General features: G+C 57.7%; 14 protein-coding genes. 7 read left to right on the forward strand and 7 right to left on the reverse strand.

Annotated features, from left to right (window positions below):
- Positions 1-24: 24 nt before the first annotated feature.
- Positions 25-1,395 (reverse strand): outer membrane protein assembly factor BamB family protein, encoded by a 1,371-nt coding sequence (locus tag SH410x_RS17825; protein ID WP_473669474.1) that lies wholly within the window; start codon positions 1,393-1,395, stop codon positions 25-27.
- A gap of 141 nt (positions 1,396-1,536) precedes the next feature.
- Here SH410x_RS17825 and SH410x_RS17830 point away from each other — a divergent pair, with 141 nt between their 5' ends.
- Positions 1,537-3,153: a transposase gene (locus SH410x_RS17830; protein WP_473668332.1), complete on the forward strand. Its 1,617-nt coding sequence runs from the start codon at positions 1,537-1,539 to the stop codon at positions 3,151-3,153.
- Between the two features lie 286 nt (positions 3,154-3,439).
- Here the strand turns inward: SH410x_RS17830 and greA are convergent, their stop codons facing one another.
- Both greA and yacG read right to left on the reverse strand, forming a co-directional pair.
- A complete protein-coding gene (gene greA / locus SH410x_RS17835; protein ID WP_473669476.1) occupies positions 3,440-3,919 on the reverse strand; it encodes a transcription elongation factor GreA in 480 nt (159 codons plus the stop codon).
- A 333-nt stretch (positions 3,920-4,252) separates the two neighbouring features.
- Positions 4,253-4,474 (reverse strand): DNA gyrase inhibitor YacG, encoded by a 222-nt coding sequence (gene yacG, locus SH410x_RS17840; RefSeq protein WP_473669478.1) that lies wholly within the window; start codon positions 4,472-4,474, stop codon positions 4,253-4,255.
- Between the two features lie 104 nt (positions 4,475-4,578).
- Between yacG and SH410x_RS17845 the strand changes: the two genes are divergently transcribed.
- The 4 genes from SH410x_RS17845 to hisG all read left to right on the forward strand — a co-directional run bounded on the left by SH410x_RS17845 (position 4,579) and on the right by hisG (position 8,037).
- Entirely contained in the window at positions 4,579-5,775 is a 1,197-nt protein-coding gene (locus SH410x_RS17845) for a TIGR02281 family clan AA aspartic protease (RefSeq protein WP_473669480.1), read from the forward strand.
- Entirely contained in the window at positions 5,775-6,752 is a 978-nt protein-coding gene (locus SH410x_RS17850) for an Fpg/Nei family DNA glycosylase (protein ID WP_473669482.1), read from the forward strand. Before SH410x_RS17845 ends, SH410x_RS17850 begins: the two co-directional genes overlap by 1 nt.
- Before the next feature lie 98 nt (positions 6,753-6,850).
- Positions 6,851-7,180: a phosphoribosyl-ATP diphosphatase gene (gene hisE / locus SH410x_RS17855; protein ID WP_473669484.1), complete on the forward strand. Its 330-nt coding sequence runs from the start codon at positions 6,851-6,853 to the stop codon at positions 7,178-7,180.
- Entirely contained in the window at positions 7,177-8,037 is an 861-nt protein-coding gene (gene hisG / locus SH410x_RS17860) for an ATP phosphoribosyltransferase (protein ID WP_473669486.1), read from the forward strand. Before hisE ends, hisG begins: the two co-directional genes overlap by 4 nt.
- Before the next feature lie 48 nt (positions 8,038-8,085).
- Here the strand turns inward: hisG and SH410x_RS17865 are convergent, their stop codons facing one another.
- Positions 8,086-10,596 carry a patatin-like phospholipase family protein gene (locus tag SH410x_RS17865; protein ID WP_473669488.1) on the reverse strand — a complete coding sequence of 837 codons (2,511 nt, stop codon included), beginning with the start codon at positions 10,594-10,596 and terminating at the stop codon, positions 8,086-8,088.
- Between the two features lie 468 nt (positions 10,597-11,064).
- On the opposite strand from SH410x_RS17865, the gene SH410x_RS17870 reads away from it, so the two are divergent.
- Positions 11,065-14,082, forward strand: coding sequence for an FG-GAP-like repeat-containing protein (locus tag SH410x_RS17870; RefSeq protein ID WP_473669490.1), 3,018 nt, complete (start codon positions 11,065-11,067; stop codon positions 14,080-14,082).
- 211 nt (positions 14,083-14,293) lie between these two features.
- Here the strand turns inward: SH410x_RS17870 and SH410x_RS17875 are convergent, their stop codons facing one another.
- The 3 genes from SH410x_RS17875 to tnpC form a co-directional block, all read right to left on the reverse strand.
- Complete coding sequence (locus tag SH410x_RS17875; RefSeq protein ID WP_473669492.1) at positions 14,294-17,404, reverse strand: FG-GAP-like repeat-containing protein; 3,111 nt, start codon at positions 17,402-17,404, stop codon at positions 14,294-14,296.
- Positions 17,401-20,397 (reverse strand): CRTAC1 family protein, encoded by a 2,997-nt coding sequence (locus SH410x_RS17880; RefSeq protein WP_473669494.1) that lies wholly within the window; start codon positions 20,395-20,397, stop codon positions 17,401-17,403. The genes SH410x_RS17875 and SH410x_RS17880 overlap by 4 nt, the downstream gene beginning before the upstream one ends.
- Before the next feature lie 920 nt (positions 20,398-21,317).
- On the reverse strand, positions 21,318-22,742 hold the full coding sequence (tnpC, locus tag SH410x_RS17885) for an IS66 family transposase (protein ID WP_473669496.1): 1,425 nt from the start codon (positions 22,740-22,742) through the stop codon (positions 21,318-21,320).
- A gap of 114 nt (positions 22,743-22,856) precedes the next feature.
- On the opposite strand from tnpC, the gene SH410x_RS17890 reads away from it, so the two are divergent.
- Positions 22,857-24,086 carry a DUF1559 family PulG-like putative transporter gene (locus SH410x_RS17890; protein ID WP_473669498.1) on the forward strand — a complete coding sequence of 410 codons (1,230 nt, stop codon included), beginning with the start codon at positions 22,857-22,859 and terminating at the stop codon, positions 24,084-24,086.
- Positions 24,087-24,288 lie beyond the last annotated feature (202 nt).

Consider the following 24,288-nt stretch of genomic DNA (forward strand, 5'->3'; position numbering starts at 1 on the left):
TCGAGGGTTTTGGTTTAGAGTGATTTATTCTTTGATGGCAAACAGTTCATCGCCACTGCGTAGAATGAGGTAGGGGGATGCAACAGCGGCGGCGTATAGAACCTTGGCGCCGCCACCTTCGGTGCGGCCGGTGGACGTGTCGTCACCGACGTCCGCCCAGCAGCGGTTTGTGGCAATCTCTTTTCCATCGGCCAGCGAAATGACAGAAGTCGTTCCCTTGTGGCCGAAGATGTAGATGACATCACCATTGACGATTGGTGTGGCCCAAATGCCGCCAGCGCTAACGCGATCCATCGCGACTCGCTCTCCCGATTCCAAATCGATGCGATAGAGCACTCCCGTGCGATTGACGATCGCTGCGGTGTTGCCAGCCACGACAGGACTGCCGAAAGTTGAAGTTGCTTTTTGGGCCTGCCATTTGAATGCTGCCTGGAAGCTTCCATCGTCCTGTTTCGTAACTTTGATCAAACCGTTCGACGCTGCCCCGGATCCACCCGATGCTTCCCCTCGGCCATCTGACGCACCGATCAGAAACTGGTTTTCACCCGCTGGCATCGGTGTGCACGAACTGTTGTTGGCAATGTCGGCAAACTCCCACAAACGATCTCCGGTGGAAGGGTCGAGACCGGCAATTTTTCCGCTTCCGCTGCACACCAACTGCGGAGCCTGATCAACGCTGATCAAACGCGGTGAGGCCCACGAGGTGGTTCCCAGCCCCGGCACTTTCCAGACCACGTCGCCATTGCGTTTATCCAATGCCAACACATACGGATCTTCACTACGCTCAACCCATACGAAGATGTGTCTGGCGTCTTGCTCTACCGATGCCGCCAAGCCGTGGCGTGCTTCGATTTCGCCGAACTCCTCGACCAAATTTTTCTCCCACTGCTGGGCACCCTTCGATGATACGGAGACGAGCAATCCGCCCTCAAAAAACGCGATGAATCCGTCGCGAGTTGCAATCGCTGTTGGCGCAGCGCGGCTGACCATCGTGGAGTTTTTGAAGGGTGATGGATTTCTCAAATCGACTTGCCATGTCGGTTCTCCCGATTCGATCGCGTAGGAACACAAATGGTAGTGATCCTTGTTTTCACCGCTGGTCGAGGTAACCACGATTTGACCATGGGCGACAATCGGTGCGGATTGACCATAGCCGGGAATTTTGGCCGTCCAGGCGATGTTGGTTTCTGGTGTCCAGTGAAGCGGCAATTCCGTACGGGTTGCCAGACGCTGACCACCATTTTGAAATCCGGTCCAAGCCGGCGATTCGGCGTCCACTCCAACAATGGGCATGGTTGTCATTCCAACCATCACCATCAACGCGGCAATGCCGATCGTTGGCAGCCGTGGACGGCGATCGGGGGGCTGCATGAAACGGACGGGTGCTCTAGGCAACGCGGGATCAATAACTGGCGTAGTGGATCTTGTTAAGACGCGCCCGACAAAAGTCTCATGCTACCGGCTTCTTTCGTGGGCGAGATGCGTTACCTTTTGCTGTCTGGATTTAGCTTTTTTCTTCGAGTGGTCGGTTAGTCAGTGAAAACCATCGAACTACCTACGCAGCAAAGACTTTTCGACCCGTTCGAGGGCGTCATCGGCCCCATGGGGCGAAAGATGATTGACAACGGATGGCAGGGCCTCCTTCGCGACGTGCTCTTGGAGCAGATGCCCATCGGCCTCGTCGGTGAGCATCTCAGTGACGATCAAGGACGACCAACCTTTGAGTTGCACGCGATCATCGCGCTCCTCTGGATCCGTGACTTTCAAGGTTGGACTGTCCCCCAGGCCCACGAAGCACTGCTGTTCCGAACCGACATCCAGTACGCACTGAACTTGGAGCCAAGCACCGAAGTCACTCAGCGAACCATTGAACGCTACATCGCTCGAATGCAAAGCAACGAGAAGATCAGTGAGGAGATCTTCGCAGGCGTTACCGACACCCTGCTGCAAAGCATGGAAGTCAAAGTCAAAAAACAGCGTCTCGATTCCACCCATGTGCTCAGCGACATGGCCACCCTGGGACGCGCCCAAATGATCGGCGTGGCCCTGCGGCGGTTCTTCAAGAAAGTCGAAAAGCACGACGCTCAGTCTGGTTCGGCTAGGCTGATCGACCGATTTGACGACGAGCTTTTGGCCCGCTACCGCAAGCAATCCGACAGCCGAATCTTTGGCGACGCACGCACTACCGAACAGCGGAAAATTGCGTTGCAGCAAGCCGCCGAAGACCTCTGCTTAATCCTCAATGAATTAACCGAAACCAAACCGATCTGCGACTGGGACTCCTTCAAACAACTGCAAACGATCTTTAACCAGCAGTGCGAACTTCGGGAAGAATTCGTCGAAGTTCGCAAGAAAACCGGCGGCCATGTGATCGTCAATCCGTCGGATCCCGACGCGACCTACAGCGGTCACAAAGGAGCCGGATACCAGGTTCAAATCGCCGAGACGTTCAACGAAGACGGCGAGCCGAACTTGATTACTTCGGCCAAAGTCGAAACCGCTGCGGACAACGACGCCGATGCGGTCTCGCCGGTGTTGGAGGACTTGAAAAAGCGGGATGTCATGCCAGACGAACTGCTGGCTGATACCGCTTACGGTGGCGACGCCAACGTCGAGTCGGCTAAGCAAGAAGGCGTCGAATTGGTCGCTCCGGTGCCAGGCTCGAAGAAGTACGATGCTGATGAAATCGGCTACGACCAATTCAAGCTCAACTGCGCCGGTGAACTGGAGTCTTGCCCGGCTGGTCACGCTCCCGAGTCGACCAACTACAACGCCAAAGGCGACTACACTTTCGCACAGATGGATCCCGAGAAGTGCCAGCACTGCCCGCTGCTTGCACACTGCCGCGTTCAACGCAATCGGGACACCGAGCAGCCGACCGGCCGCATTCAATTTACCGGCAGTGCGGTTCGAGCCGACGCGCGTCGTCGCCACGAGCAGAGCGACGAGTTCCGCGATAGGTACCGTTGGCGGTCGGGTATCGAAGGGACCAACGGTTGCCTCAAGCGAATGATGGGCTTGGGTCGGCTCCGCGTTCGCGGCCACAATGCGGTGAAGCTTTCGATCCTACTGAAGCTGGCCGGTTGGAATCTGCTTCGAGCGGTGGCAATGCGCCGCCAGCGAAAGAATTCGCTCCAATTGGCCATTAACTAGGAAAAACAGGGGCAATAGGCGACTAGGACGACGGTTCATGTAGAGCCTGCGACTCCTCGACAGTCAAACCAGGGCCTCCAGAGAGGCCCCAGCTAAAAAATTTTGCACCACCAAAAAAAGTCGCCCGCAGCAAAGCCACCTAATGTCGGTTCCGTCTTAACAAGATCCACTACGCCAGTTATTGATCACGCGTTGCTAACTGACTGCAGATAAAGATCTCGTCGCCACGTTCGCCAGAACGTGGACTCCACCGCCTGGCGCCGGGGACGTCCACAGGTCGACTCGCCTACAGGTCAAATGAGATTTTCAGAATCTTGAATTTGATCTTACCGGCCGGAACATCGATCTCCGCCTCTTCGCCGACCTTCTTGCCCAAGAGACCTTGACCGAAGGGGCTGGTTACCAAAATTTTTCCGGCGTCGTAATCTTCATCTCCGGCCCCGACGAGCGTGAACTGCTCTTCGTCACCGTAGGCGACATCTTCCACCGTGACGGTGCACCCGAAAACGACTTCGTCCTTGGGCAGTTTCGACAGATCGATAATCGAGGCGCGTGCCACCTTGTCTCTGAGCTCATTGATTTTGGCCATCAGCATGCCCTGATTTTCACGCTGAGCGTGATACTCGGCATTCTCTTTCAGGTCGCCTTCCTCGCGTGCTTCGGCGATTTTCTCGGTCACGAGCGGCATTTCCACGTTCTCGAGACGGTGGATTTCCGCTTTGATTTTGTTATATCCCTCGCGGGTCATGGGGACGGATTCAACCATGCCTGTCATCCTGAAATTTCGCAGAAACCAAAAAAGAAACCTTTCCCACACCCGTGTGCTGGAAAAGGCTGCTGTGACAAATCTAAAGACGGCTTATTGTGAACCAGTCCGCAGCGGGCGGCAAGAGCCATCTATCGATCGCCGACCCGAAACCGCGATTTGGATCGCGGCGTGTACTTCCAATCATTTTATACCACGCAAGTGTTCCATACCGGCTTCGGCCCGAGGCTCGAATGGGTCACTTTTGCGGGTTAAAACGAGTGGCGTGACGACTTCGGCGGGAAACAAAACGGCGGGCCGAACCGGGTGCGGCGTTCCACGATCTGGACCGGTTCAATCCATGTCGGGTTCGCGCGGTTGATCGCGATATTCGACAGGTGTGCCCTCCGCGTCGCCTTCGAAAGGCACCCCAATCTCTTCGTTAAACCAGCGGCCGAGATCAATGAGTTGGCAGCGGGAGGTGCAAAATGGAGGTGTCGGCGTCTCGTCGGACAGAAACTTTCGTCCACAAGTTGGGCACGTCATGGGAACCGGTTTCATTCTGGAGGCATCCATGAAAGATGATTGTACCTAATAACGGGGGGTGCAACGATGAAGCTTCGAACGGCTTGTTAGTTTACAATAGAAGGCACTCGTTGAATAACCTTGGACGGATTGATATGTCGCCAGTTCCCCCAATGATCGCTTTTCGGGCCATTCACCGAGGCGTTTGTCGCATTCTTCGTCAGCCCGCGGTCGTGCTCGTCGCGGCATCCATTCTATCGCCCTGGAACGCGTGGGCGGATGAAGGCCCCGGTTCGGGGGCGAATTCTCAGGTCGCCGACCTGCCGGCCGTCACGTACTCCGATGCCGTCGTCGAAAAGGCCGATCGTGTGCTCCTGACCGCTGGTTTGCGGCGGAGCGGCACTTCACTGCAGAGCACTGACGCGGCTGAATTGTCGCGATTGCTCAGCACGATCGCCCGCAGTCGCCGGGAACTGAGACTGCAACAGAATGCGTTTGCTGAGTATCAGGCGAAATTAGCTGCATTCGAACAGGAAATCGATCAACTCCGGCACCAGGACGGTGAGCTCAACCTGCAGCTCGCTCGCGTCGCGGGACTGGACGTCGGCAAGAACAACCGGCTGGTTGCGTTGATCAATGCAACCCGCACGCAGATCGGGCAACTCCGCAAACAAAGCGTCGAGCATGAAAAAGTCGTGCAGGCGGCACAATCGCAACTCAATACTGCTGAGCAAAAGTACGCTGAATCGGTATTCCAAGTCCGGAAACGGTTCGACGCATTGCAGCAAACCATCGACACTCATCTGCAAGATCGCCAGATCCAGATTGCGATGGGGGTGATGCACGCCAATTTCTCCGTCCCCAAGGACATGGATGCCGCACAGATCATCCGCGCCGTTGAAACCCGATTACGGGATTTCGAAAAAGAGGTGTTTCAAGAAACGATTGCATTGGACGCCGCTAGCAACGGTGCGCTCTACACCATGGTCAGTGTCAATCAACAATCCATCCGGATGGTCATCGACAGCGGTGCCACGCTCATTACCTTGCCTGCCAACATAGCGACAGAACTGCAAGTGATCGTTCCCGATGACGCTCCCATTCTACGCATGCAACTCGCCAACGGCCAACAAATCAGTGGTCGTCGCGTCTGCCTTGCCAGTGTCCGAGTGGGCCAATTTGAGGCCCAGGACGTCGATGCGGTTGTACTCGAACCCATCACCCAGAGAGCCGAACCGCTGTTAGGGCTGAGCTATCTCAATCGCTACAAGTTTGAATTGGATTCCGCAGGTAAAACGCTCGGTTTGCTCCGGGTCGACGAATCGGGCGACACCGATGCGAAGAGTCGTTGATGCCGGAGCTTCCCGAAGTCGAAACGATGTGTCGCGGTCTTCGTCCGATCATTGGGATGCGGGTCGTCAAGGTAAGCCGGCCTCCCTGTGCGTGCCGACCCTGCTTGATGGAACCCGGGATCGACGAAATACACCCGAAATTGATCGGGCAGCATGTCGCCGCGATTGAGCGCCGTGGGAAACGCGTGATGATCCGGTTCGAAAATGAACATCGCCTCGTTATCGAACCGCGCATGAGCGGGTTGGTGCTGCTCGCCAATCCGCCCAGTGTGGAGTATCTGCGATTGCAAATCGATTTCGCCGATCGCCGTCACGTGCGCGATGACGTTGACGTGGTGGCCGAGCAAGCCCCGTTGCCTGCGGGCCGTCTGTCGGGGGCCCCGTCGCTCGGTGTCGCGGTCGAACGATCGACCGCCCCACAAATGTTGGTCTGGGACCGGCGCGGCCTCGGCACCATCCGCCTGTTGAGTCCGGATGACTACGAAACGCAGGTGAACGCTCGGTTGGGTGACGACGCATTGAAAATCACGGCAGCGGATCTCCGCCACCGACTCGGTCGTAGTGCACGGGCGATCAAGGTCGCCTTGCTCGATCAAACAGCCGTTGCGGGAATTGGAAATTTGTACGCCGCGGAGATACTTTTCGTCGCGGGGATCGATCCGCGCGTACGGTGTGCCAAGCTCAGCGGTCCTCAGTGGACACGTTTACACGCGGCCATCGGCGACGTGCTGCACGCCGCCATCGCCCATGAGGGCAGCACGCTGAGCGATGGAACGTACCGCAATGCCCTTAATAAAGCGGGTGGCTATCAGAACATGCATCGCGTCTACGATCGAGCGGGTGAAATCTGCTCCCGTTGCGGGGAGGGCCCGATTGAGCGAATCGTTCAGGCCCAGCGGTCCACCTTTTTTTGTTCCCGCTGCCAACGGCGGACCGGAAAGCATGTGGCGGTTGGCGAAATCTCCTCGCCCGACTAATATCTGCCACTCCCGAGCGTTCAGCTCTACTTCGTGATATCCCCTTCGAAACGACACCGTTGCCCGTGCCTGAATCGCTTGCACCACTCGACCGCCTGATGTCGACCCTCATCCGCCGCGCCGCGGAGCGTCCCGCAGGCTCCTACACGACTAAATTGCTCGATGGTGGCGCCGAGGCGATCGGTGCGAAGATTCGCGAGGAAGCCGAAGAGTTGATCGAAGCGGCTGGCGAAAGCGGCGAGGAAGGACGCAGTCACGCTGTCTACGAAGCGGGCGACCTGATCTATCACACGCTTGTCATGCTCGCATGGCGAGGAATCTCGCTCGACGAGGTCGCCGCGGAACTCGCCCGCCGCGAAGGCACCTCGGGGTTGGCTGAAAAGGCCTCCCGTAGCACCGATGAAGGCCAACCGAGGACCCAATCATGATCTCCGACTCCCACTTGCGACTCGGCATTCCGAGCAAGGGACGCTTGAGCGATTTAGCGACCGATCTATTATCCCAGGCCGGACTCCGGTTCCGCCGCCAAAACCGTGGGCTGTTCGCCCGCGTTAGCGGCATGAATGTCGACCTGGTCTATCTTCGCACCGACGACATCCCCACGCTCTGCGCCGAGGGCGCGATCGACATGGGCATCACCGGTGGCGATCTCGTCGAGGAATCGGGAGCGACGGTCCAGGAAAGGATGAAGTTCGGTGTGGGACGCTGCCGACTCGCCTTCTGCGTCCCGGATGACACACAAATCAATTCAGCGGCGGAGCTCGATGGGAAACGAGTCGCGACCAGTTTCCCCAATGTCACCCGCCGCTATTTGGCCGAACATGGCGCGACCGCACATCTGGTCTCGCTCGCCGGCAGCGTCGAAGCGATGATCCAGCTCGGTGTTGCCGATGCGATCGTCGACCTCGTCGAAACCGGGAGCACCTTGGCGGCCAACCGGCTGCGCATCCTCGAAGAAATCGGGCACTACGAAACGGTTTTGGCTCAAAATGAATCCTGTCGTCTCAGTGACATCGCCGACAGCCTCGTCCAGCGACTCGAAGGCGTGGTGATCGCTCGCGACTACTCGCTGATCCAGTACAACATCCCCCGCACGGTGCTGACGGCCGCCGAAAAGGTCACCCCCGGGTTCAATTCACCAACCATCAACTCGCTCGAAGACTCTGATTGGTGCAGCGTGCAGGTGATGGTTCGCCGCGGCGAAGTCGTCGACGTGATGGACCAACTCAAAGCGATCGGAGCCACCGCCGTCTTCGAGATGACCCTCAATAACTGCCGGTTGTAGAGGTAACGCGTCCGTGTCGCGGCCCCGCACGCATCAATGTCCACGCCGTCACAGACCGGATGCTTCCTCGTCGCTCCAACGCCACCGGCAGGAATATTGATAATCACTATCGGGGTTGATCAATTCGAACGTGGCGAGTGTGCCAGTCGGCAGATCGACCGTGTTGGTTGCTTCGACAAACTCGACGAGCTCGGGATGATCGATCGGGTGGCGGTTCAGAACAAAGTGTTCGTGTTTACGCCCCTCGGGCAGTAGAACCCAGATTCTCGCCAGTCCGGTGTTGCCGGCGATCGTGAACCGAAATTGGGCGCACTCGTATTGCTGCGAAGCCATATTGGGCGGCAACATCTGGTTCACCAACACCGTCGACTCACCTCCGATGGGAATCTGGCTGAAATCGAGCGCAGTCTCAAAAACATAGCCCCCCGACTCGAGTTGTGTTCGGGAGTGAACCGGCAGTCGCGAGTTCGGCAGGAACTTGGCTCTTAGCTGGGGTTCGCTCGATGGCATCTGAATGCGGAGGAAAGGGCGGTCGATCGCCGCCTCGGTTCGCCGGAATCGCAGGCGTGCATGCATCCGGGCGGTTGAGGAAGGCGATGCCTCGTCTTTCCATTCGCGCAAATCGTAGATGCGGTGATCGGAGACGACTTCATATCCGGTGAGATTGAGGGGTTCGATCTTGCTGACCTCGTTGAACGTGATCTGCGGCATCGGTTTGTCTGGGCCGTTGTGCAGGAGGGCCAACACGTCGCCATACAGCGGACTCGTCGCCGCAATTGCGGAGAGCACGTTGGCTTGCTGGCTCGACGTTCTCTGATTTTGATAAGTGACATAGGGCAGCGTGAACAGCAGCACCGCGAGCAATGGAATCCAGACATAGGTCGGCCAGTCTCGGAAGTCGAAGAGCGTGCTGATCGTCCGTCGGCTGGACGAACGCTGGAGGGTGCGTGCCGCTCGCAGTGCCTGGCCGCTGTTGCTCAGCGGTACTTGCGGATGCTTCGTCGCCCTGGATCGACTCTGCAGCGGATCCCACGGGGCGCTGGTGGGCAGCTGATCCAGCGGCGCCATGTTGTTCTCACGCAGTACCTGTCGTGCGACACAGTAGCCGTGCTGAACGAGCGACGATATTTCCAAATCGGAAAATCGATCCATGTCCGTGCGGATCAAAGCCGCCTGGCGTTGGATCTCCGGGTGAGGCGCGGTCGGGTCTTGCGCGGGTTCTATAAATCGTGTGATCGGAATGAATTGCACGCCCGGCGTGACTGCAAACGATTCCATTTCCAATTGATTGACGCGATCCATCAAAATGTCGGTGGAGCGCAGCGCCGTACTGAGCAGACCACCGGCCCGTCCGTCCGAGCGGACTTTGAAGCTCGCTCCCGCGTCGCTGACCAAGATGCCGTCCAGTTCGTCGGTGCCCACTTTCACGCACACAGATTCGGTGGCCCGCTGCAGGGCGGCGGTAGCCAGTTCGCAGTTCAACCAAATCCGTTCGTATTGATCAGGCTGTTCACCGGAGGCAATGAAACTACTCAGCCGTTCCTGGGCATCTGGGTTCGCCAGGGTGAGAGACTGGAACGCCGGGAGACGGTACAGCTCATCATTCCGGTATACATCTGAAAGCCCCGTCAACAGCGACTGCATCGTATGAGAACCCGTCATCTCAATCGTTGCGTTGGACGAGCGACCACCCTGGTGGAGGATTCGTTGACTCAATTCACGCTGCGGGCAATGCTCAGGCATTTGGGCGCCCGCATGGACGGATTCCGCGAACGATTCCGAATCAACGACATTGACGAACGCTTCGGTATCTTTACGGCGCGTGCTGAACTGCTGCAGATGGCGGAACATCCGCAGCCCAATATTGTCGTAGATTCCGCCATCGGTAAAAGCGTGCCGGTCAAAATCGCCTTCCTTCGCACCAACATCCCTACCGCGAAGTTCGAGCGGGGGAAAGAAGCCAGGAAAGGCGGACGAAGCAGCCACAGCCATCGGGACGGTGGCCATGCCCATCTGCACCTCTTCAAAGTGAACCTCTGCGTTGCGCCCCGACCTTCGCTGCAACAACAACCCATCGCGGTGGAACGCACATAGCGAACCCTCACTCAAATTGGTCGCCAGAATATAGAGTCGAGGACTATCGGGCAGGTTGAACAGGCCGGTGTCACCATACAAGTGCTTTTCGTAGTGCTGTTCCAACAAGCCGGCGCGGGTGTACTGCCGGTGGGGCGCCCGTCGCAACGCTCGTCGGCCTGTATTTAGCAGCGATGCGAGTGGGAATCGCCGGACGATCCGATTGCGAACATCCAATTGCAGGAACCGCAGTAGTTCATCGGAAACCTGCTCAAATTCTTCATCGGAACCACAGTACCGGTCCCAATTCAGTACCAGATGGGCGCCGATCACACTGCCGCCGGATACGGAGGTGATATGCGTGATTTGTGGGAGGGTGCCCGCGTCGCGCAGCAAGCGAATCACGCCCAAGTGATACAGAACAGCACGAAAGCCGCCGCCGGAAAGCGCAAGACCAAATCGTCGTCCGTGCGCTGTCCGTGTCACTTGAAATCCATCCCGTTTAATTTGAAGAGGTCCAACCGTCAACCGCTGATCACAGCACGACTTTAGCGAAATGGTGCGGATGAGCGAAAGTAGAGTTTCCCGGGGGGGCAACGGGCGGCCACATTACCTGAATGAGCGAGTGACGCCCCGTACCTGGGCTTAACGTCAACCAACCCCACATTGCTATTCCCCCCGTTGGGGCATCGTCATCAAGTCGCTTCCGCATTGACGGAAGTCGCCTCTAGAATGCCGCAGCCTCTCCATCGCCCAGGCAAAAACGGTTCGATATCCGCGGAGCTTGACAGCTCTCTACCATGCCGATGCGCCCCGCAATGACCGGCGGCGACAACTTGACCTCCCGGCCATCTCGATGCGAACACAACTCGTGGCTCCTACACGCCAGACGTGGGCATCGGAGGTCGCCAGTTATTTCGCAGGGTGCCCAGTGATGATGACAAAGAATGCCGTATGAGAACTCGTACCGAGGGCAGACGATTCGCCCGTGCCATCCTCTCGCTGTCGCTGCTAGCGATGCTGATTTTATCGGGATGCCAGCCCGACGAATCGACGGTGACGGTTCCTCACGTTGCCAAGAAACGGATGGATACAAGCGTGACGCTGGCCATCGATGCAGAGTCGGTCATGGACAGGGCAGCGAATTTGAACGAGCAGTCACGGTACCGCGAAGCAGAGTTGTGCCTGAAACCACTCCTGCTGGTTCATTCCGACCATAGCGGCGGGCTGTTCCTTCTGGCGCAAGCCAAAGCGGGCCAGGGGGAACTCGAAAATGCAGTGGAAACGCTCGAAACAATACCGCCTGACGATCCTCAGCTGGGCCTATCCGCACTCGGCCAGGCCGCCGATTGGCTGATCCAATTAGCCAGGTATCGCGACGCGGAGTCAAAGCTGCGCCAACTATTGCAGCGTGCCCCCGACGTTCCCATCGCCCAGCGGAGGATCGCTCAATTGCTCAATAATCAGGGGCGACGAATTCAGGCGGCACCGCATCTTCGAAAGCTCGCCGAACTCGGCGATGCATCACCCGAAGAACTCTACGGGATGATCAGCTTCAGCGATCCGTTCATGCACACCAATTTCGACGGCACCGATGTGGTGGTGCCCACGCTGGGGCTTGCCGAGGCCAGGTTGCTGCACCACCAAAGCGAGTCTCGATCGGCCCAGAAAATGGTCGAGAGTCTATTGCACGAACAGCCACGCTCGGCCGCCATCGCCGCTTTTTCCCTGCGGTTGGCTGCCGAGATGCAAGACCAAGCGAGTTTCGACCGGACACTCAGGGCTCTTCCCGAAGGCATCGTTGAGCAACCCGAATACTGGTACGCGCTGGGAATTTTCAACCAGCGTCGCGAGCTGCACGACGTCGCGATTCGCTGCTTTCTCGAGGCTGTTCTGCTGGACGATACCGATCGATCTTCGTTCCTAGCGATGGCGAGGTCGCTGAGGGCGAGACATCGCGATGCGGAAGCTGCTGGCCTACTCGAACGCTTTGAAATACTCGATGAAATCGCATCGATCAATATCGCACCTCATCGCACCGACGAGCAGATGCAAAGGATGCCGATGCTGCTCCGAGAACTGCATCGCGATGCCGAAGCGAACGCTTGGGAACGAATCGCCCGTCGCGGCGAATCTCCACATGCAATTCCGCAGTCCCATCCGAATATTGCAAGCTCATGCTCGCATCCGGATCCTTTGTGGGCCACCTGCGGAATCCTGGTCGACGATTGGCCGCTGCCCAATGTTGCCGAACAGTCGCCCCAGAAACCTGCGCTCCGGGAACGTGAACTCGATGGGTCCACCGATCTGACGACTCCTCAAGCGTTTTCACTGATCGATGTCACTGACGATGTGGGCCTAGAATTTCAGTACCAACCGGGCCCCGATCAAGATCGCGAGTCGCTGTTGATGCCGGAGACCGTTGGTGATGGGATCGCCGTCATCGACTTTGACCTAGACGGATGGCCGGATCTGTACTTTACCCAAGGCGGCGGGAAAGCGTTGGAGTCGGAAGGCAGCTTACCCAATCGTCTGTGGCGCAATCGGGGCGGGCAAGCCTTTATCGATGCCACATCGGCATCCGGGACGGGCGATCACGGTTATGGACAAGGTGTCGCGGCAGCGGACATTGATCAAGACGGTTTCCTCGATCTCATCGTCGCCAACATCGGTCCCAATGTTTTGTATCACAATAATGGTGACGGAACGTTCTCGAGATCCGAGCTCGCCAGCTCCGATCCAGGGGGAAACCAATGGACGACGACGATCGCATGCGGTGACGTCACCGGAGATGGGTTGCCTGAAATCGTCGAGATTAACTACATCGACGACCCTGCTGCCCTGGTCGCCGAGTGCATCGGTTCGGCGAAATTCCCGCTGTGCAATCCACAGCAATATCACCCCGCAGAAGACCGGATATTGCTGAACCGGGGAGATGGGAAGTTTGAACGTTGGACCACTGCCGATTCGGATCGACCAGACGGCTACGGATTTGCCGCCATCATCGCGAACTTTGATGGACATGCTGGAAACGATCTTTTCATCGCGAACGATACCAGCGGCAATGAATTTTGGGTCAGCCAAAGCGAAGCTTGGGTCAGCCAAAGTGAAGGCTCGACGGGTAACCGCTTCGGGTTGGTAGAGGAAGCGGAACTATTTGGGATCGCGCATGGACCTCAGGGGATTTCACTGAGCAGTATGGGAATTGCGGCCGGTGACTTCGACCGCAATGGACGGCTCGATCTTCAGATCACGAACTACGCCAACGAGGCCGCGGATCTGTTTTTGCAGCAACCCACCGGCTTCTTCTCGAATGAGAATTTCCACTACGGTCTCGACGAGTCCACGAAAGCGCCACTCGGTTGGGGGACACAGGCTGCCGATCTCGACCACGATGGCTGGCTCGACATCGTCGTATTAAACGGCAGTCTGTATAGCCAAAGCGACGACGGCGTCCCCTATCGGATGGCGCCGCAAGTGATTCGAGGTCGACCGGGGCACTTTCGTGACGTCGATACCGCATCGCTAGGCGATCCCTTCTGGACCACCCCCACACTCGGCCGAACGCTCGCCACCGTCGACTGGAACCGCGATGGGCAAGTTGATTTTGTCGCGACACATCTCGATGCACCCGCAGCCCTATTACAGAACGACACCGCTTCGGAAGCCGTTGAACCCGGTCTCAATCACTGGGTTCAGTTTGATCTGGTCGGTACACAAAGCGAACGAGATGCCGTGGGATCCGTCGTCACGGTGCATTGCGGCGACCAATCATGGTCAGCCTGGGTGACAGGCGGGGACGGTTTTCTCTGCAGCAACGATCCAGTGCTGTCGATTGGCGTGGGGGCTCAGAGGCAGATCGATTCGATCGAGATCCGTTGGAGCAGCGGCAAGATTGAAACGTTCGAGGCAACTGCAGTCGACCACCGCTACTTGGTCGTCGAGGGCGAAGACGCACTGCACGCTTGGTAGCTGCCAAAGCGTCGGTCTCTCACCCACAGAACGGGTTCGCCGGCGTCCCGCGACGGCACAGCAATGTTTCCTCGTGAAACCGCCTGGACAGCGCTCCCGCGAGTTCGCCGCCCCGCGTGAGATCCGATGGGCGGGGGGCCAACGAGAGTGCTGCGATCAGGCTGCCCAAACGCCCCATCCCGACAGGCGGAACCAAGGCACGGACGAAACGCTAATTGGAACGAACGAACGGTTGATCTTCGCTCTCGATCAACAGGTAGCTGTGGTTGGGTTTCATCTTCGAAAATCGTTGTTCGGCTCCCGACGGCCAGCGGACCAAAACTTCGTCGATCTGCGTATGCGAACCGATTCCAATATCAAGCAACGATTCATTGCTACATAGAAACCCGTCCCCGCCGGTCACCCAACTCGTCCAGCGGTCGTCGCCACAGGTGACGGTCACCTCCGCAGCGATTGCGTCGCGTTCGCTGGCGACGCCGACCAATTCAAGCTGCAGGGAGTTACCACCGGCGGTTCGATTTTCGAGGATTGCGAGGGGCACATCCAAATGGTTGCAGACGAGATCTGGTTTATGGTCGCGATTCCAATCCAACACCGCCATCGTGCGCCCGAGAGTGGGGCGGTTCCAATAGTTATTACGAGCGTCATCCTGCGACGCGAGATCGCCAGCGTTTAAAAGCTGGAACCCGCTCGCGTCACCGCGGAACAACTGAGGCCGCATCTGATAGGGCTCCGATGGACGATGGCGATCGACGAGATGGCCGTTGAGCACGGCCAGGTCGAGCCAGCCATTGCGATCAAAGTCAACGGCCTGGGTTCCCCAAGCGACCGTCTGTCGTGTCGCCTCTGCCAAACCTCGGTTAACGGATGAATGGACGAAGAAACCGTGCGCGCCTTGCATGTACAAATCGGCGGGTTGATCCCAGAAATTGGTCACGTGAAAGTCGATTTTGCCATTTCGATCGAAGTCGCCCGCCGCGATCCCCATGCACCCTTGTTGGTGGCCGAGAAGCCCTGAAGCGCAGCCGAGTAGTTGCGCGTTTTCACCCACGCGAAAACGCGTTGGCGAGGCATCGTTCCGGTCACCCTCGGCCGACTCGCTGACCCAAAAATGATTCGCGATGCGATCATTGGCAATCAAGAGATCGCTGCCCGCTTGGCCGTCGGTGTTGGCGATCACTGCTGCAAAGCCATAGCCAGGTTGAGTGCCGTTGGACCAGAGTTCGTCACCACCGATGATTCCCCCGTGGGCCTGCACATGCCACATCCGATCGTGGGCTGGCTTGAAATTACTGGGGTTACAGAGCGTGTTATGGGGCGTGCAGTAACTGGTCAGCGCCGTCGGGTCATCGACGTAATTGACCTCCACAATCTCCGGAAGTCCGTCACCACTCAAATCACCACAGGCCATCGAGGTCGTCCATTGCGGGTCGTCATCCCAGCTCGGCAATGCCTTCTGCACGAACGTCCCATCGCCTTGGTTGATGTAAACACGGTTGGGGCCGATGTTGGCGACCACGAGATCGGCAAACCCATCTTGATTCAGATCCGCAACGGCCACCCCTTGCCCGTACCCTGTGTCGGCGGTCTGCGTGAATGGGGTCACGTCGCTGTAGCTCTCGCCACCGAGATTCCGGAATAGCCGATTCGGCTCGGAACCCTCCGCATCGAATGCGTCCCCACCCGCTTGAGTGAGATACAGGTCCGGCCAACCGTCACGGTCCATGTCGATGACCCCAATCCCACCACCGGTAAGTTGATGCAGCAACACATGCTCGCTCGCCATGTCGGCGCCGTTGAGATACTGGAAATCGATACCGACCTGAGCGGCCACATCCATCAATTGGATTGGCACTTCGTCGACGGCAGGATCACCGATATCACGTCGCGAGCTCGCAGCGGCGACCGTTGCGGCGGAATCTGCGGTGGCGGGCAGCGGCCATTCAACGAGTCGTAAACCGCACAGCACCGACGACTCCATCGCCCGCTCGCTCGCAGCGTGGACAACCTCATCTTGGTCGGCATCGATTGTGATGTCGGCATCGGAGGCGAGCGCACTGCGTTGAGCGATCAGTTCATCGATCTCGCTGGATGATCCGCCGAATCGTTCGAGCGCGAGCATTCGCCAGCCGATTGATTCGACCTCTCGATGCAGAGTGTGTAAACGATCAGCCATTTGGTTCAGCTCCGACTCGCTGCCGGCGCGGCTACCGAATGTGTACGCCAGACGAGTGGTCTCGTCGAGCAATGTAAACTTTTGACGTGCACATTCTGCCGCGTCGGCTTGCCCGAGGCTCGTCAAAGATCGCGAGAGTTCCAGATAGGAAAAACGGTCGGTGGGATCACGCGTCACCGCTTCGGCGAAGCATCGCACGGCTTCCTCGTGATTCGACTGGTGGCGCATCAGGACGCCCAATGCATACCAGTATTCAGGCTCCGCTTCGATGCCCTGGGGCAAGTGCGATTGCCACTGCGTCAGTTTTTCAACGTCATGGAGATCAGCGTAAAGGCGGCCGCGAAAAGCGGCGATCCCGGTCGACTCGGGAAACTCCGTTGAAAGTACCTCGGTCAGCCTCATCGCCGCTGGCAGGTCGCCCTCGTGCCGCTGCACCTTGGCGAGCGACAATGCCACGGGCGTCATACGCTGCGAAAAATCGGGTGCGGGCGAGTTAGTGTCAATCAATGGATCGCCGTATGCAATCATCGCAAACAGCTCCCGCTCGCGAATCACACCTTTTTGGGCGAGCCATCGCAAGTGCGGTGCAGCGGCGTGCCGGCGACCGGCGTTGTTGAGCCATTCGGCAAGCCGCCGATGGATGCGAGTTAATTCCGCCGCATCCAGGTCCGTGGGACGCCGACGGAGGATTTCCTCCAGCGGCGCCGCGGCGAGATTGTACTCGCCCGACTCAGCGAACCATTCAGCGGCCAGGCTCAGTGCCTGCGTCGTGGGCTCGGAATCAGCCGGGGGATTCTCAACGAGCATCTTGGCGGCGGCCACGAGATGGCCGTGAGCGGCCTCCACCCTCGCGGCTAAAACGATGACATCGAAATGTGACCCATCGGAGATCAACAGTGGCCGCAGTGCCACCGCCGCAGCGGCTGGATTGCCGTTATCGAGGTAGTCTTGGACGACCCGCATTCGCTCGTCGAGGGTCCTCGGTTTGGAGGCGGCAGCGGCTTCGCGAAGCTGCTGCCGGTGCACCAAATCGGCGGCCGTCGGCCCCGTGTCTTGTTGGTTGCACCCGGTCGCCATCCCGGTCATCAGAGCGGCGAAGGTCCAGTGCGACACCCGAGAGTATCGATGTCGGCGGGGTGTGTTCATGGATGTTCCCACATGTCCAGCGCGATGCCGAATCCTTCGACGAGCAAGTAGTCATGGCCGCTGGGGAGCGAACCAAACGTTTCGACTCGGCCCGAGGGCCAGGTGACGGTGACATCCTCCACCGATGCGGCCTGCCCGCACCCAATGTGAATTTGTCGCTGGTTCGACGCCATGTAGCCGTCGCCCGTGGAGAGTTGAGCGGCAAACTGCCGTCCCCCCACCGATGCGGTCACCCGTGCCCCGATGGCGTCACGCGGTGACGCGGTCGCCTTGAGCTCGAGATCGATCGATCGTCCCGCATCGGGCGTTTGATTGATGAGCAGCGCAACCGGATCGTCGAGGTGACTGATCGCGACATCCCGGCGACCATCGCGATTCGCGTCCAATGTCACCAGCGCCCGCCCCAAATGATCATTCAGAAAGTATTCACCCAACTCGGCTCGATCCCATTCTTTCCAGCGTCCATTGGACACTCGGGAGAAGAATTGCGGGGGCATGCGGTAGATCGCGTCGGCCCGGTCGACGCGATCGACGTGCCCGTTCGCGACGATGAGCTCCAGTTCACCACCATTATCGAAGTCCGCCCACTGCGTGCCGAAACCGAGCAGCTTCATCGACGGTTCACCGAGCCCGACCTGGTAACTGCGATCACTCCAAAACCCAGGTGCCACCTGCTCGTAGTAGGTGTTGTAATCATCCGAAAAGTGCGTCATGAACAGGTCGAGATCCCCGTCCCCGTCCGCGTCCGCAGCGGCAATCCCCATCGAAGCTTGCGAGCGCGAGTTACCGCCGGTCCCGAGCCCCCGGATGACGCCGAGATCAGCGAGTTCAAAGGGCTGCTCTTGCGGTTGCGAGGACCACAAGTGGTTCGCGGTCATGTCATTGCCCACGAGCACGTCAATACCGGGTTGGTTGTCGAGTTCGCCGGCGACGAGCCCGAGACCCCGACCAGGCGACGTTTGTTTCATCCAATGGGCCGTCTGTTCGACAAACGTGCCGTCGTTGCGACCTTGCCAAACCCGGTCTGGCTCGGCATCGAAAAGCAATGGGGAACAGGTCCCCAGCCCGAACCGATTTCGACACTCGTGTTCGTACGGTGCCGCGCCAGCACAGTAGTTGGCTTCGTAAATATCCAAAATAGTATCGCCGTCCAGATCAACCATTACGACGGACGTCGTCCACGCGTTGCCTCCGAGGCCGACCGAGTCGGATACGTCCGTGAACGTGCCGTCGCCATTGTTGCGATACAGTCGATTGCGACCGATGTTGGCGTCAAACAGATCCGGGAACCCGTCATCGTTGTAATCGGCGACCGCGATACCCTGGCCAAATCCCGTATCGTGATAGTTCGCAGCCGCCGAAACATCCACGAAGGTGCCATTCAGATTGCGGCTGAGTCGATTCGGTGACGAGTCATTCTGCAGTGCCGTGCCATCGAGCGTTGCCGCGGCGAGATCAGGCCAACCATCGCAATCAAAGTCAATCACCGCGACACCGCCCCCGACGCTCTGTTCAATGGTGTGGCCGCCGACCTTAGGTGCTGGAATGGAGGTATGCACCCAGCCTCGCTGGGGGGCTTGATCGACGAACGCGATCTGACCTTTCGACGTCTGAGTGTCACCTCGAGTGGAAGCGGGGGCATCGCCCGTTGAGGCACTGGAAAGCTCGCTGAGATCCACCAGCGACGCGGCTTCCGAGCTAGGCAGTTGCCACGGCGTCTGCACACTCAGTTCGTTGCGAATTGCCATGAAGCGCTCACGCAAGTCAGGCAGTTTTTCCTTCGGGAGTGAAACCGCGATTCGCGCCCAGCCCTCAGCTTCCCAGACACGCCCCAGATCGAACATCGCGTCGGCCACTCGCATGCATGCTGCCTGAGACTCGCCGAGTCGCTCGAGATGGATTTTGACGGCGTCGCGAAGTTCTGTTTGTTTGATGATCAGCTCGCTCACGCGGGCCGCATCTGCCGTTCGTTCCAATTGGTGCAGCGAGACCAGCAACTGCGTCAGCATCTCCGGGTGGCTGGTACCGTCGCGTCGTAGCGACTCCCAGAACGCTTTGGCAGCCTGTTCATGGTGCCCCTGCGTTTGCTCCCAGCGACCGACCACCATCCAATAGTGAGGTGAATCGAGAGCCGAGGCAGGGGCCGCAGCCTGCCAAGCGGCGAGTTCTTCCCACCGACCGAGTTCCAACAATGCTTGCCCATACAGGTTGAAGGCCGGCAGGAACTGTGGTGACATTTCCACGATAGGTGCGAGGCGTTGGGCGACCGAGGCCCAGTTTTGCTGCAGCGCATCCAACTTCGCCAAGCCGAACTCGGGGCGTCGATCTTCACCCGAAATCGCGAGTATTTGTTCGCAGGTCTCGGCATCCGGTTCCACGCGGGCGGGATCTGCCAGCAACAGCAGTGATTCAGGATCACTCTGCCCCCGCTGAACGAGCCACCGCATGGCGGGAATCGCCTTTTCAGGGACCCCGCAGGCGGCCGCCATTCCCGCGAGGTCATAGCGAGATTGCGCATCGCTGGGAAATCGCTCGCCAACCTCCTGCAGCGCGTCAATCGCATCGTAGGGACGCCCGGCTTGGAGAAGACTCCTGTACCAACTGTCCAGTAACTTTCGATCGGCCGCAGCACCCAATTCGTCGATCGCGGATTGGTAGAGGACTGCCGCAGCGGCGGCATCACCACGGCGGCTCGCCAGGTGGCCGGACAACTGTAGGGCTTGGGGATCATTTGGATCCGCCAACAAGCATTGTTTCAGCGCCTCGTCGGCCACTTCAAACTGTCCCTGAGCGATCGCGCGACGGGCGACCTCGATGCCGCCAGGAGGGGGCCCGGGAACGCTCGGACGGACCGGCTTCGCGTCAACGGCCAGTCCATTTGTTGAACCAGGACGCTCGCACCCTACCATGACCAGCAGTGCGCACAGGCCAACCCCACCCCAACCGGCGGTGATCCAGGTTGGCCGTTTGTTCGATAGAAAGTGGTTGAGCACGGAGGGACTTGCTAAGCAAAATGAACGATTGGCGTGAGTGAGGCCCCACACAGTGTACCGAAGCGTTTGGCCGGGCGTCTCTCCAAGCGTCAACACCCAACACACTAATGCTTGACTTTAGAAACATTAATACAACTGCCTGAAAATCCACAGTTCCCAACCCGCGAACGGTTGACAGCGGGGACCATTCCAACATAGACTAGGGACTGAAGCAATTTGATCTTATCTTAAATCTATGTAAAGGTGTTTTTCATGTTACGTCTTGGACTTCTTTCATGTTCGCTGTTCTGTCTAACGTTGATGGGTTGCGGCGCGGACACAGGCACCTCTGTGCCAGAGGGCATTCAGCCGCTTACCGAAGCGGAGCAAAAGGCAAATGACGATTATACAGCCTCGCAACAGATTGACCCTCGTACAGGCCAACCCAAGGGTTAGAGCTCGTCGACTCTTGACAAACGCAAATGCACTTAGCTTGCATTTTTATGAGTAATTCTGCGTGTGTTGACGATAAAGCGTTCTCAATTCTTCTACTACTTCTCTTCTTCTCTGGATTTTTGTAACCGTTCACGGCCTACGGCCATGAACGAGTAGTGTCTGATGATCCGAAGCGATGCATCGTGCTCAGTCAACGGACTGTCCTGTCAAGCTCACTGACATCTCTGCTGCGATGGATCTATATGTCGTGACAATTGTATTGATGTGATGTTCGTGATTTCCATCCACCTTAAACGCTCGTGGTCGTGAGTGGAAGGTTTTCTCAGGCATCTCTGAAGTGTCCAATGATTTTTTCAATCCGGCGGGCTGCCGTCGATGCACGCACTTCGATCGGTTGAGCCCTTTTTGCCCATTGGACGCAGGAGCCAATCCTCCGAAAATCCACCATTCTGGATCTCCACCGCTGAAACTACAGCAGAGTGAGGCTACGAACTATCACAGGAGGCTGGCAGTAGACTCGGCGACGGCTCGCCCCGAAGAAACTGGCTCACCGACTCAACCAGAAATTCAAACACGCTGCGACCTTGCTGCTCGCAGGTTACCACCACGGTGCAGATCCGTTCAAACCAAGCTTGACCATTCTCGCCACGCGTTCCTTGCGTCATCCGGCGATGAATCGCCACAAACCGAATCGCCTGCTCGGCCAGATTGTTGGTCGGGCCGATCTGCGGGTCACTGATGAAGCGAAAGTAGTCTTCGAAGTGATCGTAGAAACGCTTTGCCATGTTGGCGGCGTGTTGTGTATCGGGTTGTTCGCCAGTCGCATTCCAAACGATCTCATTGCGGATGCGTTCGAGCGACTGGCGAAACGTTGTTTCGCTGGCGAACTCATCGCGGCGAGCAATCGTCTTGAAAAGCTTGCGAAAGTCTTCACGCAACCGCTGCCCGTAAACCTGGTTGGCGTGCTCAGGGTGGCTGCACAGAAACTTGATGTCGCGAATCAGGTGAGCGATGCAGAACTGCAGCTTGACGTTCTTATCAAGTCGCATGTATTTGTGGTATGCCGAGAAGTAGTCGCAACCGATCGTGCCATCGAATTCGGCTCCCAGCGTTTCCAGCAACACCTTGCTGCCGCGACTCGGAGAAATCCTAAAAACGGTAAACAGGTAGGCACGAAAGCACCAGGTCCAGAGTTTATTGCCGTCGTCTTTGTGACCCGTCTCATCCACATTGAGATGGCTCTGCTGGGAGATCGCGTCCAGCAATTCTTGATAGGGATCGGCGATGCTCTGGCTGACCTTGCCGACGAGCTTTTGAATCAAGCCACGACTGAGCGTCACGCCGACGATATCACGGAAATACTTTCTGATCTTCGTAATTGACATGTGGCAAACGCCTTTGAGCCAACCGATCAGAGCGGTCATCTTCGGCCCTACCAATCCAGCCCGTTGAATGTCATCGGGCAAGGCACAGTGATGCGTTTTTCCGCAGTCTTGGCAGGTTTGGCCGACCCGTCGGTGCTCGGTGATCGTGATTGGTTTATCGATCAGCTCCACGCTCTGGAGCGTCTTGTAATCAAGGTCGCCTTCGCATAGCGAACCACCACAGCAGGGACACTCGTCGTAGCGATACTCAAGGATGAGATCGACTTGCTCATCCAGAAAGGATTTCCGCTCGTGGCGTTGATGGCCGAGTTGTCCGCCCCGTTTTCGTTTGGGAGGGCGGCCTGGCTTTTTTCGTTTGGGTGGTGGGTTGGTGATATCGCTCGAAGGTGGCTTGGACGATGTCGCCGAGTTTTTGCTTGCCTTGGCAAGTTGATCTTGGATCGCGGCAAGCTGCTTCTCTAGCTCAGCTATTCTGGCAGCTAATTGGACGCACTCTTGGCACTGGTTGCTTGCTTTTCCATCCATGATCTCAGCATTCTAGCCGGTGTCGCCAAATCGACCGATAGCAATTTCACTGCAGAAATCCTGAAATCTCGATGCGTTCAGGGCCGAAGGCCGTGAACGGTTACGGATTTTTTTATGAACCGAAAATTCGAATTTCGTTCGCGACAGGCATTTACGCTTGTTGAATTGCTGGTGGTGATTGCCATCATCGGCGTATTAGTCGGGCTACTCTTGCCCGCCGTCCAAGCTGCCCGTGAGGCAGCCCGACGTATGCAGTGCAGTAACAATTTCAAGCAAATTGGACTTGCGATGCACAACTATCATTCGAGTTACGACAATCTTCCCATGTTGTCTGGGGGAACGGATAATAGGGGTACTGTCAATAATAATTTTTGGTTGTCATGGCGTATTGGTCTGCTTCCGTACATGGAACAGCAGGCCCTGTGGCAGCAAATCAGCAATCCGTATGTCTATGACACCTCAGGAAACCCGACCCAGAGTTTCCCTGCGATGGGCCCCGTTCCGTGGCACCAAGGCTATGTTCCTTGGCTAACCCAAGTCGGCTCGTATCGCTGTCCCAGCGACCCCTTCACTCGAGCGAAGGGATCTAATGAAGTTGCCTATGCAAACTATTCGGCTTGTGCCGGTGATGCGACCATGGAGCAGCAGCACGGTGGTATTCAGGACAATGGATCCGCCGCGAATGATGGCACATGGGGTGATCCTGGGTCTGGCAAGTGGTCACGTGGCTTTTTCCGTGCACGCCACTTCCTCGGCTTTCGTGACATCCTCGATGGTTTGTCCAATACCATCGCAGCAGGCGAGAACGTCGTCTATCAAGGCGACCTGTCAATCAAAGGCGGCATCTACACCGCTGGAGGTAACGCCAATGGGGCGGTCAACACGCCGCCAGGAACGTGGCAGTCGACAATTGTCGACCCTGAGAATCCGCAACAGTACCTCCGTTCATTGTCCGTCAGTGGCGGCGGCGGTACCGTGGGAGTCGACCAACAGGTCCACCACCACCAAGGTCAACGCTGGACCGACGGTCGCTTGCCGTACAGCTCGATTCAAACTGTGCGTCCCCCCAACAGTTACAGTGTGCAGCAGGCTGAAGGTAACACCGGTTACTTCTCGGTCGGCAGTTATCACCAAGGTGGGGCCCATGTGCTGATGGGCGACGGAGCCGTCAAGTTCATCACGGACTCGATCGAGGCTGGTAACCAAATGTCTTATGCGATCGGCTCCGATCCGACTACGGGTGGCTATGGCACGAAGGGTGATGCGGGGCGAAAGAGTCCCTTCGGACTCTGGGGTGCCCTCGGCACGCGTAATGGTAAAGAGCCTGAAGCGTCCCTTCCTTAACGAACGCGTCCAAGTTTAAGATTGCTCGTTTTTGAAACGGGGATGGCCTATGGTCATCCCCGTTTTTTTTTGCCGTCAAGCAATGTGGGAAGATCACTCGGCATCGCTCCTCGATGCATCATGACGTTCCAGCAAGCCGTTTCCGGGATGGGTTCGCTCTGACGGGCAGCCAATGTCATCGACTTGATGGCTCACCCGACAC

The sequence above is a fragment of the Rhodopirellula sp. SH410 genome, from assembly GCF_055811895.1.

What these genes read in the sequence shown, in the direction of transcription:
- greA (WP_473669476.1), bottom strand. Translation starts at nt 3,919, where the DNA reads ATGGTTGAATCCGTCCCCATGACCCGCGAGGGATATAACAAAATCAAA.
- yacG (WP_473669478.1), bottom strand. Translation starts at nt 4,474, where the DNA reads ATGGATGCCTCCAGAATGAAACCGGTTCCCATGACGTGCCCAACTTGT.
- SH410x_RS17845 (WP_473669480.1), top strand. Translation starts at nt 4,579, where the DNA reads ATGTCGCCAGTTCCCCCAATGATCGCTTTTCGGGCCATTCACCGAGGC.
- SH410x_RS17850 (WP_473669482.1), top strand. Translation starts at nt 5,775, where the DNA reads ATGCCGGAGCTTCCCGAAGTCGAAACGATGTGTCGCGGTCTTCGTCCG.
- hisE (WP_473669484.1), top strand. Translation starts at nt 6,851, where the DNA reads ATGTCGACCCTCATCCGCCGCGCCGCGGAGCGTCCCGCAGGCTCCTAC.
- hisG (WP_473669486.1), top strand. Translation starts at nt 7,177, where the DNA reads ATGATCTCCGACTCCCACTTGCGACTCGGCATTCCGAGCAAGGGACGC.
- SH410x_RS17870 (WP_473669490.1), top strand. Translation starts at nt 11,065, where the DNA reads ATGAGAACTCGTACCGAGGGCAGACGATTCGCCCGTGCCATCCTCTCG.
- SH410x_RS17875 (WP_473669492.1), bottom strand. Translation starts at nt 17,404, where the DNA reads ATGAACACACCCCGCCGACATCGATACTCTCGGGTGTCGCACTGGACC.
- tnpC (WP_473669496.1), bottom strand. Translation starts at nt 22,742, where the DNA reads ATGGATGGAAAAGCAAGCAACCAGTGCCAAGAGTGCGTCCAATTAGCT.
- SH410x_RS17890 (WP_473669498.1), top strand. Translation starts at nt 22,857, where the DNA reads ATGAACCGAAAATTCGAATTTCGTTCGCGACAGGCATTTACGCTTGTT.